The 14,151-nt window shown below is 61.7% G+C and carries 11 protein-coding genes; 1 reads left to right on the top strand and 10 read right to left on the bottom strand.

Features of this window, described 5'->3' with window-relative positions; all coding sequences use genetic code 11:
- Positions 1 to 20 precede the first annotated feature (20 nt).
- From AB1286_RS25495 to AB1286_RS25475, 5 genes are all read right to left on the bottom strand, one after another.
- A complete protein-coding gene (locus tag AB1286_RS25495; RefSeq protein ID WP_430366013.1) occupies positions 21 to 2,276 on the bottom strand; it encodes a tetratricopeptide repeat protein in 2,256 nt (751 codons plus the stop codon).
- A gap of 44 nt (positions 2,277 to 2,320) precedes the next feature.
- The gene (locus AB1286_RS25490) at positions 2,321 to 4,543 is read right to left on the bottom strand and encodes a tetratricopeptide repeat protein (protein ID WP_430366012.1); all 2,223 of its coding nucleotides are present in this window, start codon (positions 4,541 to 4,543) and stop codon (positions 2,321 to 2,323) included.
- Positions 4,544 to 4,747: 204 nt separating this feature from the next.
- A complete protein-coding gene (locus AB1286_RS25485; protein ID WP_430366011.1) occupies positions 4,748 to 5,410 on the bottom strand; it encodes a PulJ/GspJ family protein in 663 nt (220 codons plus the stop codon).
- Positions 5,394 to 5,852 carry a type II secretion system minor pseudopilin GspI gene (gene gspI / locus AB1286_RS25480; RefSeq protein WP_430366010.1) on the bottom strand — a complete coding sequence of 153 codons (459 nt, stop codon included), beginning with the start codon at positions 5,850 to 5,852 and terminating at the stop codon, positions 5,394 to 5,396. The genes AB1286_RS25485 and gspI overlap by 17 nt, the downstream gene beginning before the upstream one ends.
- Positions 5,853 to 5,970: 118 nt before the next feature.
- On the bottom strand, positions 5,971 to 7,125 hold the full coding sequence (locus AB1286_RS25475; protein WP_430366009.1) for an alpha/beta fold hydrolase: 1,155 nt from the start codon (positions 7,123 to 7,125) through the stop codon (positions 5,971 to 5,973).
- 236 nt (positions 7,126 to 7,361) lie between these two features.
- On the opposite strand from AB1286_RS25475, the gene murI reads away from it, so the two are divergent.
- Positions 7,362 to 8,210, top strand: a complete 849-nt coding sequence (murI, locus tag AB1286_RS25470) for a glutamate racemase (RefSeq protein ID WP_430366008.1) — start codon at positions 7,362 to 7,364, stop codon at positions 8,208 to 8,210.
- A gap of 30 nt (positions 8,211 to 8,240) precedes the next feature.
- Here the strand turns inward: murI and AB1286_RS25465 are convergent, their stop codons facing one another.
- The 5 genes from AB1286_RS25465 to AB1286_RS25445 form a co-directional block, all read right to left on the bottom strand.
- On the bottom strand, positions 8,241 to 8,810 hold the full coding sequence (locus AB1286_RS25465; RefSeq protein ID WP_430366007.1) for a hypothetical protein: 570 nt from the start codon (positions 8,808 to 8,810) through the stop codon (positions 8,241 to 8,243).
- 74 nt (positions 8,811 to 8,884) lie between these two features.
- Complete coding sequence (locus tag AB1286_RS25460; protein ID WP_430366006.1) at positions 8,885 to 10,609, bottom strand: phospholipase D-like domain-containing protein; 1,725 nt, start codon at positions 10,607 to 10,609, stop codon at positions 8,885 to 8,887.
- A 198-nt stretch (positions 10,610 to 10,807) separates the two neighbouring features.
- Positions 10,808 to 12,451: a DUF2334 domain-containing protein gene (locus AB1286_RS25455; protein ID WP_430366005.1), complete on the bottom strand. Its 1,644-nt coding sequence runs from the start codon at positions 12,449 to 12,451 to the stop codon at positions 10,808 to 10,810.
- Between the two features lie 12 nt (positions 12,452 to 12,463).
- A complete protein-coding gene (locus tag AB1286_RS25450; protein ID WP_430366004.1) occupies positions 12,464 to 12,739 on the bottom strand; it encodes a hypothetical protein in 276 nt (91 codons plus the stop codon).
- 200 nt (positions 12,740 to 12,939) lie between these two features.
- Entirely contained in the window at positions 12,940 to 14,100 is a 1,161-nt protein-coding gene (locus tag AB1286_RS25445; protein WP_430366003.1) for an iron-containing alcohol dehydrogenase, read from the bottom strand.
- Positions 14,101 to 14,151 lie beyond the last annotated feature (51 nt).

Genomic DNA, 14,151 nt, shown 5'->3' with positions numbered 1-14,151 from the left:
TGCCTTGTTCCGCGCGGCGCTCATTGCGACCTGCCCATAGCGATTTCTCGAAGTGCAATCCGCACCTGATCGATCACGTCGGTCCATTCGCCCCCAGCGCCTTGCCTGCATAGACGTGCACTCGGATACCAGGGGCTATCGCTCCTATCGAGCAGCCAGCGGAAATCCGGCGTATGGGGAAGCAAAACGAGCAACGGCCGCCCTATTGCGCCGGCCAAGTGCGCGACGGACGTATCGACACTGACGACACAATCCATCGAAGCCGTCAGCGCCGCGGTATCGGCGAAGTCCGCCAGCTCGTTGCCGAAATGACGAATCGGGCTGGCAGCGAGGATCGGTTCGTCCTCTTCACGTACGACCTTTTGCAGACTGACCCACTCGTAAGCGTCATCTAGCAACGGCAGCAAGTCGGATAAGCTCATCGATCGGTTGCGGTCGTTCAAATGCTGCGCATTGCCCGACCAAACGAGCCCGACACGGGGACGATCGCTCGCGCCCAGTTTTTGCTGCCAGTGCGCGATGCGCGATGCATCCGCACTAAGGTACGGCACGCCGGTGGGGATCGTCTCAAAGCGAGTGCCGAACTCCATCGGCAAGCTGAGCAGCGGGCAATGCAGATCGAACGGCGGCAGCGGTGCGCCGCGAGCCACGAGTGCATCCACGCCTTCGAGCGTGTGCAGCAACGGCACCAACGCGTCCGACACTTCAAGCACGACGCGCGCACCGCGGGCCTTCACGAGCGGCACGTAGCGGCAAAATTGCAGCGTATCGCCCAGCCCCTGCTCGGCATAGAGCAAGATCGTCTTGCCTTCGAGCGGCGCGTCGCCGGTCCACCTCGGTTGCGCAAACTCTCGGCGGCTCGGATCCATCTGCGAGTCGCGCCAGCGCCACTCGTACTCCGCCCAGCCGGCCTCGAAATCGCCCACCGATAGGCACAGAAAAGCGCGCATGCAATGCGCCAGCACATAGTCGGGATCGAGTTCGATCGCCTGTTCGTAGGCGCTTTTCGCCAAGTCGTGCGATCTCAATGCACGCAACACGTTTCCTCGATGGAAATGCGCAAGCTTGTCGCGCGGGTCCGCCTCGGCCACGCGCGTGAAGTCTTCCAGTGCCGCCTCGTAATGGTGTGTCTCGAGCAATGCTCTGCCTCGCGTGAACCAAGCGGGCGCATAGTCGGGCACCACCGCCAGCGCTTGTTCACAAGCGACGATGGCATCGGCATGCCGGTCGGTGCGGATCAACGCACTGGCGTAGTTGCAAAGAACGCCCGGACTATCGGGCACGACTTCGAGCGAACGGGCGTAATGCTCGACGGCTTCGCGATTCAAGCCCGCATGGCGCGATGCGTTGCCGCGATTGGCCAACGCCATCGCATGCTTGGGATCGATCGCCAGCACACGGTCGCAGCGCGCCATCGCCTCTTCGTGCCGTTCGAGCCGTTCGAGTGCGACCGAACTGTTGTAAAGCGCGTCCACGAACGCCGGGTGCGCGGCAATCGCCTCGTTGAAATCGGCAAGCGCCGCTTCTGGCTGGCCGAGATCGAGTAGCGCCACCCCTCTGTGGAACAAGACTTCCGCGTTGCCGGGCATTTCCTTCAGCGCTTGGCCGTAACTGTCGAGCGCATCGTTGAAGCGCCCCAACTCGCGGAGCGCCAATCCCTGTTCGCGGCATGTTTCGAAGGTACGGCCGCCCACGGCGATCGCTTGTTCGCAACAGGCAAGCGCTTGCGCCGGCCGCCCGAGCGTACGCAGCACCTCGCTTTTCTTGACGTAGCCACTCGCAAAGCGCGGCGCTATCGCGAGCAAACGATCGTACGAAGCCAGCGCCTCTTCGCCTTGGCCCTTCGCTGCCTCGAGCCCCGCACGTTGCAGCCAGGCGCGTTGGTGGCGCGGATCGATCGCCAAAGCGTCGTCGAGTCGCGCTAACGCTTCATCCGGCCGCCCGAGCGCGGCGAGCACGGCCGCATGATTGGCCAACGCGAGCGCATCGCGGCCCAACTCGGTCGCACTGCGCATCAACACCTCGGCCTCGTGCAGCCGTCCTTGCTGAAAACGCACCGCACCGAGCATGTGCAGCGCATCGGAATGCTCGGCATCGAGCGCCAATAGGCCCTCGTAGGCCGCCTCGGCCTTCTCTAACGCGCCTTCGCGATGCGCTTTGCGCGCCGCTTGCAAGAGGCGTTCGACTTGAGCGCTATCGGGCCTCTCGAGTGCCCGAGCGCGCGTCGCCACCGCCTGCTCAGCGGCAAGCGGCATACCTTCCCCATTCGATGTCATTCATCAACCCCTGTTGCCGCGCCAGTGAGCGGCCGTGCTGCGGCCTAAGCGTTCCAGCGGCCGAGCGCTTGTTTTACCGATTCGACGACGCCCGTCCAATCGCCCGGCGAGGACTGCACGAAAAGCCGCGCACTCGGATACCAAGGCGTATCCTCGCGCCCCCGCATCCAACGCCATTCGGGCGGATCGGACAACAAAATCCAAACCTTGCGGCCCAGCGCGCCAGCCAAATGCGCGACGGCCGTATCCACGGCGATCACGAGATCGAGCGATGCCATCAACGCCGCCGTATCGGCGAAATCGCCGATATCGTCATCGAGTCGCCTGAGCGGCGTGCGGTCGAGCCATGCTTCGTCTTCTTCGCGAACCGCCTTTTGCAAGCTGATCCACTCGGCATCGACATCGAACAATGCGGAAAGGGCTTGCAAGGAAACGGAGCGGTTGTGATCGTTGCGATGCTCGGGATTGCCGGACCATGCGATGCCCACTCGCAACCGGCGCGTCGCGCCTAGTAATTTCGACCAAGCCTCGACGCGCTCTGGATCCGCATGCAGGTACGGCGCGCGTGGCGCCGTGCGCGTCGGATCGATGCGTAACGCGAACGGCAAGCTCAATAGCGGGCAGTGATAATCGAACGGCGGCAGCGGTTCGCCGCGCGCGAGCACCTGCGCCGGGGCCTCGAGCGACGTCATGAGCGCGTGCAACGGCGGAGGCACTTCGAGTACGACGCGAGCACCGAGCGCCGCCACGTCGTGCGCGTATCGGCAAAACTGGAGCGTATCGCCGAAGCCTTGCTCCGCGTGCAGGAGAATCGTTTTACCCGTCAGCGGTTCGTGTCCGCGCCATTGCGGCTGCGCGAACGAGCGGTAATGGCGCGCAAGCACCGCGTCTCGTAGGCGCCATTCATATTCCGGCCACCCGCGTGCGAAATCGCCTTGCGCGAGATAAAGCGACGCGCGCGCAAAATGCGCCTCCGCATAATCGGGATCGATCTCGATCGCGCGATCGTAGGCCGCCAAGGCCGCATCGTGGTTGCCGGTTTCGTAGTGCAGATTGGCGCGATTGAACCAAGTCATCGAATGATCGGGCCGAAGCGCCATGGCCCGATCGAACGAAGCGCGCGCTTCGTCGTAACGGTGCAAGTTTTGAAGCACGCTGCCGCGGTTCATCCAACCTTGAGCGAATGCGTCGTTCAAGGCAAGCGCCGCGTCATAGCTCGCAAGCGAATCGTCGAAACGCTTGAGAAAGCGTTGCGCTGTGCCCTTGTTGCACAGCACCTCGGGCGATTTCGGATCGATGCCGAGCACCTGCTCGTAGCTTGCGATAGCCGCGTCGTAGCGTTTCAAGTTCAGCAGCGCATTGCCGCGGCAGGCCAGCGCCCTCGTATGACGCGGATCGATCGACAAAACACGCTCGCAGCGCGCGATAGCCTCTTCGTTTCTGCCTACTCGTTCGAGCACCACGGCGCCGTTATAAATGGCTTCGACGAACATCGGATCGATCGCGATCGCTTCGTTGAACGCCGCGAGGGCTTGGCTTTCGCGGCCGAGCTCGAGCAATACTTGCCCTCTCGCCGAATGCATGGCCGCATTGCCCGGGCGGATCGCAATCGCGCGCTCGAACGAGTCCAACGCTTGCGCCGCCTCCCCTAGCTCGCGCAAGACGAGTCCCCGGTTGAACCACGATTCGAACGAACGCGGATCGACCACGAGCGCTCGGTCGTAGGTATCGACCGCTTCGCGATGCCGCCCGAGCGCACGCAGCGCGCTGCCTCGATTGCAAAGCGCGTCGAGAACCAGCGGGGAGACAGCCAACGCGCGGTCGAACGACGCGAGCGCGGGGGCATAGTGTCTCAGGCCGAGCAACGTATTGCCCTGACGCACGAGCGTTTGCACATCGGCGTCATCGAACCGCAGCGCCGCCTCGAATTGCTCCAACGCTTCGTTTGCGCGCCCGTGATCCGCAAGCATGGCGCCGAGGTCCGAATGCACGCGCGCCGAAGGTGCCAATTGCACGACGCGGCGCAATAACGACTGTGCCTGCTCGAAGGCGCCCTTTTGATAACGCAGGACACCATAGAGGTGAATCGCTTCGGCATCGTCCGGCGTCTGCGCCAGTACGGATTCATACTCGCGCTCGGCCTCGTCGAGGCGACCGACCGCATGCCAATCTCGCGCGCGCTGCAACTTTGCCCCCGTCGCGCGCTTGCCACCCGTCTCCACCGCCTGCGCACCCGTTCCCGCGTCGGCTGAGAATTCGACGTCCATGTCCGCCTCTTCTTCATGGTGTTCGGCCAACCGCGTCCATCGGATACGGATCGAACGATCGACGGCAGCATCGGCCCTTACAGCGAGACTACGGGCGCGCCATAACAAACGTATGACGAAAGGTACACATCATTTTTAGATCAAGCGGGAAAGCGTTTGCGCGCAATTTGATATACCGACCGGTACGATCATATTGAGCCGCCTCTATTGCCCGATCGGCATGGTTCGAACGAATTCGACCGGCGGGGTACCGACGCTGACCGAAAAACGAATGCCGCGCGGCAGCGGCATGCCTCGCGCCGTCACGCTACCGATGCCGTGCTGTGCCAGAAACTGCGTATAGCTTGCTTCGACGTCAGCTTGCTTCGCCGTCCAGCCCGTGGGCGCCAGCCAGACGGCAAGGTCCATGTTGTTTGCGCGATCGCTTGCCACCACGCCGGGGAAATCGTTCATGTGATGGAGCGCTTGCTCGAGCTCGATAAGCGAATCGATAGGCGGGGACGCACTTCTCATGAGCGCATGGCCTTTGAGCGTATAGCGCACGATCTGCACCGCCGACTGCCCGGCATCGACGCCAAGATGGCGGATCAACACAAGCTCGTTCGGCCGCATCCGCAGCGGCGGACCGAACACTTCGTCGGCCGTCACGACGTTCAGAAGATCGAATTGCAATTGCGAAAAATATCGGCCGAGCAAGCGCGTTTCACTGAGATTTCTCGTGATGTCGTCGCGACCGCGGATGGTCGAATCGAGCCCACGCCAAGAGAGCAGCGCGATCACGGCCAGCAACGCGATCGCCACCAGCATCTCGATCAACGTGAAGCCGTTCGAGCGCGGCTTGCGGCGTGCGTTAATGTCGCGCTTCATCTTGGACGACCGTGACGAGCTCGGCAAGCACACTGCGGCTGGAAGGCGAGGCATAGACCGACACCGTGACTTGCCGGACCAACGGGCTCGCGAGTGCAGTCACCGCCTGCCGGCAGATGAAGCGATAGGATCCTTGCGGGCAGTCGAAGCTCGAACGGCCGAGCGCGGGCCAAGCGGCGGAAATCCGCAGCGTGCTCAGTGCGTTATCGGCGCTCCATAAGGCGAGCAAACGTGCCCGTGCGAGTTCCGTATCGTTCGCGAGCGCCCCGACCGCTCGCAACACGGCGCCGAGTGCGATCGCCACGATAGCGAGTGCGACGAGCACTTCGATCAGCGTGAAGCCGTGCACGCCCGCGCGCTGGGCACCGGCCTGCGGCGTGCGATTTTTCGAGCAGGCCGGCCACACTGCCCTTGGCTCCGTGGCCCGGCTTTCGATTGTCATGGTCCCTCCGCGCACCCCGATGACGACCGGGAATCGCCGTCACGCTAACGGGAGGCCGTGGCAAACGCATGACGAATGGTGCGCAGCATTTCGGCGGGCCCGTAATTGCGCCGCGCCGTCAGGCGATACCGAGCGGATTCGAAATCTTGAGCCGCCACGCCCCGCCCTGTTGCCGCTGCATGACTTGCGTGGCCGTTCCGGTTTCCGTCTTCCGTGTGCCGTCAGGCAACGTCAGCGACAACGCCCAATCCATCAGGACGAGCGCGACATCGCCGCTGACGATCGATCGTCGCACTGTGTTGCGGATATGCGGTTTCATCGATAGCAGATTACGGAAACGATCGCGCAACGCACTAGCGTTTCCGGCGACGACTTCGCCGTCGGTCATCCGCATGGTCGCGCCGTCGGCGAACAGCGACAGCACACGTTCGAGATCGCCCGCGTTGAATGCGGTGTCGAACGCCGCCGCCACCGACGCAGGCGTCGTTTCGCCGGCACCGAGCGTTTCCACGAATCGGTCGATCCGCCGCGCCACGCCAGCCGGTGCTTCGAGCGGCGAGAGGTGGCCCACCCCGGGCAACACGTCCATCTCGGCATGCGAGATGTACGGCAGCAACGCCGTACGCAGCGTCTCGGGGCTATCGACGAGATCGCGCTCTCCCGCGATCACGAGAACCGGCACATCGATGCCCGCGGCGGCCTCGGCAATGTCTTCGCGCATCGCCGATTGAGGCCACGCCGCTTTCGCCTGCGGCGCGCCGGCGAGGCTGTCTTCGATCACCTGCTCGCGCAAAGCGGGCGGAATCGGAGTCGCGGTCAAAACGTTATCCAATACGGCTTCGATCGATTTGCGAGAATCGTAAGCATGCGCCATCGCTAAGCGTTGCTCGTCGGCGACCGCCATCGGCAACGGCGGAGACGGCGCCACGAGTACGACGCCGGCCAGGCCCTGCGGGCGGCGGGCGGCGACGCATTGAGCGACTTTGCCGCCCATCGAATGTCCGACAATGACATAACGTTGCAGGCCTAGCCCGGCAATGACGGCTTGGGCGTCGTCGGCCAGGTCGCCGATCGTATAGCCGTCCGCCGGAGCCTGCGACCGCCCCCAGCCGCGGTGATCGTACGCCACCGTGCGAGAGCGCCCGGATAACGCGTCGATCACTAGCCGCCACGTACGCGACGAGCCACCCCAATAGTGTAGAAACACAAGGGCCAAATCGCCCTCGTCCGCATCCTCTACGTGAATTCGTACGCCTTTCGATTCGATGTTCATGTGGTTGCTCCTCGATGAAATTCTTGGCCGCCAAGCGATGGCTCGGCCAACTGAGGAACAATCTTAAGTAGACATCGAATAATCGATAATCCCCCATTCATAAGCGTCAGTCGATCGCAAAATGATCGAATCGAAAAATCGGATCGGAACTGGTCCGGCCACGATTCCGATTGCTTCTGTGTATCATTGCGCCCATCGTTTGCCTGGATTCGCTCGCTTTTCTATTTGGAACGCACATGACGACCCACGATGCGCCCATCGGCGTGTTCGACTCAGGGCTTGGCGGCCTTTCCGTCCTCGATGCCATGCGCGCGAGGCTGCCCAACGAATCGATGATCTATATCGCCGACTCGGGCCACGCGCCCTACGGCGAAAAGACCGACGCATTCATCCGTCAGCGCAGCAAAGCCATCGCCGATTGGTTCGTGGCCCGCGGAGCGAAGATGCTCGTCGTCGCGTGTAATACGGCGACGACGCATGCAATCCGCCATCTACGCGACACGCTTTCGATTCCGATCGTCGGTGTCGAGCCCGGCATCAAGCCGGCCGCGCTTGCCACCGCAAGCGGCGTGGTGGGCGTCCTCGTGACGGCGGCAACGCTGCGCAGCGAACGATTGAAGACCTTGATCGCCGAGCACGAAACGCGCTGCCGCTTCGTTTGTCAGGCGGGTCACGGGCTCGTGGAGCAGATCGAAAACGGCCATCTGAACGGCGCCGTCATCGACGATTTGCTCGTGCGTTATTTAACGCCGATGGCGCAAGCCGGCGCCGATGCGGTCATCCTCGGTTCGACGCATTTCGCCCTGCTGGTGCCGGCCATTCGGCGCCTGTTCGGAAATCGCTTCATGTTGATCGAGACGGGTACGGCAGTCGCGCGCAGAGTCGATACTTTGCTGGTCGAACATGGGCTCATCGCACGCGCGAACCCGGAGATACGCAAAGACGTGGAATTTTTTTCGTCGGCGCAATCGGTAGAGCAGCGCGAGGCGCTGCTTGCGGTCGTCGGCGGATTGGCGACGAGCGATGCGCGATCGTCGGTTTCCTACGTCGAGATCGCGCACGCATTGACGGAGCCCCAGTACTAGAAAGTCGAATCGACGACACCGTCACTGGGCTCACTGAGCGGCCGCGTCAACGGCGATAACGCTCGAATCGTCACCGGCCAGCAGCAATTGGGGCACTTGCGAGAAAGCCCATCCGGCGCCCGTCGCCGTGCGGTCGAACACCCACACGACGTCGAAGCGGTGCTCGGGCCATTGGTGTGGGTACGGTCCATTCGGAAATATCGCTTCCGCGATCTTGGGAATATTTTGGTGCTCCCAGGCAACGAGGACCACGCCGCCCGCCGCCATCGCCGCAACCGCCAGCTTGCCCTCGTCTCCCTTCAAGTACCGCGTATCGGTCTCGATCTTAAGCTTGGCCGATAGCGGATCGATCGTATGTTCGGGTCTTAAGCTCTCGCTGTGCTTGCCGACGCCGGCTGCGAACAAATGCTGCGGCGTGGCCAATCCGGTCCGGCATCCCTTTCCGGCCGGCGGATCGAATAGGCCGATCAACGCGCCTGCGCGCTGCCCCCCCTGTACGATAAGATCCTCCGCGTTTGCGGTGCCGTCCAGACCGACGCCTACAAGGTTATCGACCGGTTTCTCCGCATGGCGTATCAGCATGATTTTCGTTGTCGACATCGCCCCTCCCTATCTCGTCCTTTGTTCGTCGTTTGTTCGCCCGATGTCGGTACCGGGCACCCGAGGCACACCGCTTAGCGGCTAAATAGTTTTCGCTCTTTCTCGCGAATGTCGCCGGCCGCGTAATAGCGCGCCCACCATTTCTCGCCGTCGCGCTTCAAACGCAGCGGCTGGTCGCTCGCCCCCGCTCTCTTGAGCGCGGCCGCAAATGCATAGTGATCGACAAGCCGAATACCTTCGATGGCGAACGCCGTTGCGATCGAGCGGTCGTAGATCGCAACGAGGTTGTCGCCATTGAAGCTTTCGCCACCTTCCGCGAAATTCGACGATCCGCCGAAGACGACGGGGTTGGTGCCGTTAAAATCCACGACGACGAACTTGTGATGAACGATATGCGCTGCGGGCCCCTTCACCTCACGTTCCATCGAAAACGGCGGCGGAAACGTTTCGGGATTCGCCTTCGAATAAACGAGCTCGCCACCCTTCGACGTGGGCGTATAAACGGTCGTCCCGTCGATCGTGTCGTCGGCCGGATTCACCGAATCGGAGATCCCATACGAAAACACGTTCTGGTTCGTATGCAACTGCGACAACGCCTTCAGCACCTCGCCGGAACCGTTCAAGTCCATCACGGCGAAAATCACGGAGCTATCGGCGCCCTCGATCGCCTTTAACACGCGTTCGAGGCCCACCTGCGGATCGCGGTGCGGCGCGAACGAAACGACGATCGGCGGCATTCCCGCCTGTTCGATCGAAAATTCCTGCATCGAGATCGCGCGCTCGTAGAAATCCGCCGCCCGCAAGTCGTCGTTCAGCGCCGTCTCGAACGCCTCGTCGTATTTGGCTGCGACGGCCGGGTCGTCGAACACGAAGACATGGTTCGCGTTGACGTAAAGCCCCGTGATCGAATAATTCGTCGAACCGGTCAGCACTTTTTGCGCTACGCCGTCCACGCGCTTGATGAGCACCTTGTTGTGCTGAAACCGCTTGAACTTGCCGCGCTTGAAACCGTCTCGCGTAGCATCGGTGGCAGCCGCTTGAATATCCGCGAACGCCTGAGCCGCGGCCGTGCCTGTTTCGTGCAGCTTCGCGTCGTCGGCCAGCATTCGGAGCTTGCCCATACTCGCGAACTCCATGAACGCCGTAATGATTGCCGGCTCGTTCAGGTCATAGACGAACGCGTCTACACTCGCATGCGGGTCTTCATAGCACTGAGTGAGGAAGCTTTCGATTGCAGTGCGCGCGTGTCCGCCGAGCCATGCCCATTGCGCATCGTAAGGCTTCCAATCGAACTTCCATTGGCCGGCGGGCACGCTGGGTTCATAAGGCTTATTGCCGAACTCGTCCGCATAGGCCTGGGACGAAAGATAGCCGCGCGTGAATGCGATCTCGATGCCGCCTTCGATGAACGGGCCGACCTCGAGGGTCACCTGCACGGTCTGATCGTCTTCAAGCTGGTTTAGCGTATCTTGCACGAAGCGCTTTACCACGACCTCGTAGCACAGTGCGCCCTGCGCGTCGTCGGAGGGAAAGTCTAGCCACCAAAATTTTTGAAACGGAGCGGTGTCGGAAGGAAAGAATTTTCCGCCTCCGGTCGTGTAATCGCCCTCGAAAGATAGGCGATTACCGAGCCAGGTCCATGACCCGCCCTCTGCGCGTCTACGGCGTATCGCAAATCCCGCCAAGCGATCGGTAAGGTGATCCGCAAGATCGAACGCGAGCATCGCACAGCGATCGCCCGAATACGCCTTGACGGTGAATCCGCGCGACGAAGCCGTCGCGCTGAAAACGTTGCCCATCGCGCCCTCGCTCCTTTTTTACACCGGATGAACGTCCCGGCGAAACCGGTGCAACGAGGATAGTACAAATCGATGGCTGCGAACGTGAACCTTTAATAACGCTTAGAAGCCGAGATGAGTGCTGTAGGCACGCCCAAGGAATAAAGGCGATACCGCCCCAAAACCGGTATCGCCCTGACCTATGCGCGCGTCAGAGAATCACTTCACGGTATCGGCCGCCACCCATGTATATCCAAGGCCGCTGATGCCTTGAACGAGGCTCTTGAAGTCTTGAAGCCCCGGTGTCTTCAGATCGGGTTCGAGCCAGAACGGGTGGAAGAAGAACGACGCGAAGCCGTCGCGCACGACGAGCGCATATTGTGCGTTCGTATATAGATCGTTCCACGTGTACGACAGGCAAGAAAACGGATCGATCGAGCAGATGTTGTACTCGATATTGCCGAGGTTTTCCGGAATGATCCGCTGCCCGTAGTAGTCGCTGTTGATGATGTACGGGAAGAATTGCCCGACCGAATAGTCATGGTTCGGGGCCGTCGAATTCAGATTCGGCGTATCGGAGGTGTAGTAGACCGCGCGCTGATACGTATTCTTGAACAGCGGCGGCACGGCCTTCATCGCAAGCGGCGAGGACTGATAATGCGGCGCTTCCCACGCGAACGGCGTGTACCCGTTCGACGAGAATTCCTGTAGCCCCGCGCTAAGGCGGCCACTGGCCCATTGCTGCGAGTCTTCGTCGACCGGCCGATTCTGAGTCGCAAGCCAAAACTCATAGTCGTTGCCGCTGACCGCGTTATCGATATTGGGTGTGGAGTCGTACTGGTGCGTATAGCCGTGCATGACGATTTTTCCGCCGCGTGCAAGCGCGTAGTTCAACAACTGCTTCAGGCCCGTCGCTTGACTCAAGTGGATCGTCAGCGAGACGCCTCCGTTGTAGGCGCCGAGCGGATCTTCGTATAGCGGTATCGTCGCGATCGAGAACGGAATGCGCTTGTTGTAAAGGTAGTCGGTCAGCGTTTTCATCGAAGCCGTCGTCGTCAACGCGTTGACGTCTTCGAACCGCACTAGGGCGCGATGCAAAACAGGCTGATTGGTCCCGAGGATGTCGTGCAGCAAATCGCAAAGCACGAGATATCGATCGCGTGGACCGATGTACGACAAGGGCAGATCGGCGAAATACCAGAAATTCCCCGCACGCATGACGTAAGGTGCCTGCTCGCCCGTTTTGCTGTCTTTGATCGTGACGAGCGCGCTCGCCTTCGTCGCATCGGCCACCGCCGTCACGCCGATATCGGGATCCGCACTGACGGCCCCCGTACTCGCGTTATAGGCGTAGTACTTGACCATATTCATGTTCTTGTACGCAACCGTATCGAAGAAGTCCGGGTTTGGATTCGAGCTCGATGGAGCGGCCGAGAGCCCGCGCAAGTTCGTAAACGTGAACCCGTAGCGCGCGGTGAAACCGTAGCTCGTGTCCCACGCGAGCTGCCAGAGGTTGTACTTGAACCAGACGACGGTCTTATTCGTTTTAGCAACGTCGGCCAGAAAAGCCGAGGGAATCGCGCTGTCGAAATAACTGCCCAGATAAAACGCGGTCTGGTAGTTTTCGACGCTACCGGCCGTGTAGCTCGATACGGGCGCAAGCGTCACGTCGGTATTGAAATGGCCGAGCAGATTTCGCAGCATGATCGCGTAGGCGAATCCCAGCTTCGTGTACTGGTCGTTGGCAGGCGCATCGTACAGAACGAGTACTTTTGCCGTCGTCGTCTGCGCGAAAGCCGTACCGGTTCCCGCCGAAGTCAGCAAACCGATCGCCAATAAGCATGCGAGCAAGAATCGTTTCATGACGGCCTCCCGTTAGTTGCGGATGTATTCGCCGCTCGGCAAACGGTGCCGGCGTGTGTCGAAGCCCCGCGCCCGGCCCTTGCCCTGCTCGGTGCTCTGGCGTACGGAATCGGGGATACCGGGCTGGATTTCCGTCACGACGACCGGTCTCGAAGGGGGCGTCACATGGCGATGTTGGGTAAGCGACGGGGTGCTCGGCGTCGCTGTCTCGGCTGCTTGAACGCCCGCGGCTAACGCGAGAGCGCAAGCGACCGGCATCGCATGAATAGCGAGTTGACTGACTTTCACGAAAGGCTCCGATGGGTGGCACGATCTAAGGCACGCGTCGAACCCGCACGCATGCCGCGCGCGCTCGAACATCGCACCGGGGACGCACGCGCAATGGGGGATTGCGCGACGTAAGCAGATCGTAATGCTTGCGCGCGAAACTTAATGTGCGCGCAAGCACAGAGCACTCAGCGTGCTCACCGCTCGGAGAAAAGCCCGCGTTAAAACGCGGCGCGATAGATAGCCAACGCGTCCGCTTCGGTCACGGGCCTTGGGTTGTTGACGAGCAATCGTTGTTGCAACATCGCGTCTTTCGCCATGCGCGCCAATCCATCCTGCGCGATGCCGACCTCGCGCAACGTCTTCGGAATGCCCGTTTCGGCAATCAAACGCTCTATATGCTCGATAAGCGCGGCGGTGCTTTCTTCCGCCGTGCCCGTCAAACCAGGCAAAATCGCCGAAGCCAATTGCGCATACAGCGGGGCCGCCGCCGGCGCATTGAATCTCAATACGTGCGGCAGCACGAGTGCATTCGATAAGCCGTGCGGCACGTGATAGATCCCTCCGATCGGATAAGCGAGCGCATGCACGGCCGCCACCGGCGCATTCGCGAATGCTTGCCCCGCGAACGTCGCGCCGAGCAGCATCGCTTCGCGCGCGGCGCGATCCTGTCCGTCGCGGCACGCGGCGAGCAGATGCGCCGACAACAATTGCAACGCACGAACGGCCAACATATCGGAGATCGGATTCTTCAAGCGAGCCGAGGTATAGGCCTCGATCGCATGAACCATCGCGTCGATACCCGTCGCAGCGGTGGCGGCGCAAGGCAGGCCCAATGTCAATTGCGCATCGAGGATCGCCAGATCGGCGATCAACTGCGGGGCGACAACGCCCATCTTCGTCGCCTCGCCAACCGTCACGATCGATACCGCGGTGACTTCCGAACCCGTACCCGCGGTCGTGGGAATTTGCACGAGCGGCACACGCGTACCTTCGACGCGATTCACGCCGTACATCTCGGCGAGCGTCTGCCGCGATTCGAGCAACACCGCGAGCAACTTCGCGACATCCATCGACGATCCTCCGCCAAGCCCCACGACGAGCTGCGCTTTAGCGTCGCGCGCGGCGGCCGCCGCCTCGAGCACGACGTGCTCGGGCGGGTCCGCCACGACGTTATCGAGCACCGTGACGTGCCAGCCGTTCGCCGACAAATCGGCGAGCGCCGGCGCGAGAAGCCCGCTGCGATGAAGAAAGCCGTCGGTCACGAGGCACAAGCGCGCAAGGGTCGCATAGCGCTCGCGCAATAGCGCGCCCAAGCGCCGCGCGGCGCCGAATTCCACGACGAGCGTCGGGACGGTTTGAAAGCGAAATGCCTCGGCCATGGATCGTCTCCGTTCAAAGTATCGGTTTTCGTTTTGCGCGAGGGGCACGTT

Origin of the sequence: Trinickia sp. NRRL B-1857 (genome assembly GCF_050470685.1) — a bacterium.
In the GTDB taxonomy this organism is placed as follows: Bacteria; Pseudomonadota; Gammaproteobacteria; order Burkholderiales; family Burkholderiaceae; genus Trinickia.
The sequence above is the reverse complement of the archived record's forward strand: the minus strand, read 5'-3'. Positions and strand labels throughout refer to the sequence as shown.

Bases quoted from the DNA above. Each gene is read 5' to 3' on its own strand.
- AB1286_RS25495 (WP_430366013.1), bottom strand. From the start codon at position 2,276: ATGACATCGAATGGGGAAGGTATGCCGCTTGCCGCTGAGCAGGCGGTG.
- AB1286_RS25490 (WP_430366012.1), bottom strand. From the start codon at position 4,543: ATGGACGTCGAATTCTCAGCCGACGCGGGAACGGGTGCGCAGGCGGTG.
- AB1286_RS25485 (WP_430366011.1), bottom strand. From the start codon at position 5,410: ATGAAGCGCGACATTAACGCACGCCGCAAGCCGCGCTCGAACGGCTTC.
- gspI (WP_430366010.1), bottom strand. From the start codon at position 5,852: ATGACAATCGAAAGCCGGGCCACGGAGCCAAGGGCAGTGTGGCCGGCC.
- AB1286_RS25475 (WP_430366009.1), bottom strand. From the start codon at position 7,125: ATGAACATCGAATCGAAAGGCGTACGAATTCACGTAGAGGATGCGGAC.
- murI (WP_430366008.1), top strand. From the start codon at position 7,362: ATGACGACCCACGATGCGCCCATCGGCGTGTTCGACTCAGGGCTTGGC.
- AB1286_RS25465 (WP_430366007.1), bottom strand. From the start codon at position 8,810: ATGTCGACAACGAAAATCATGCTGATACGCCATGCGGAGAAACCGGTC.
- AB1286_RS25460 (WP_430366006.1), bottom strand. From the start codon at position 10,609: ATGGGCAACGTTTTCAGCGCGACGGCTTCGTCGCGCGGATTCACCGTC.
- AB1286_RS25455 (WP_430366005.1), bottom strand. From the start codon at position 12,451: ATGAAACGATTCTTGCTCGCATGCTTATTGGCGATCGGTTTGCTGACT.
- AB1286_RS25445 (WP_430366003.1), bottom strand. From the start codon at position 14,100: ATGGCCGAGGCATTTCGCTTTCAAACCGTCCCGACGCTCGTCGTGGAA.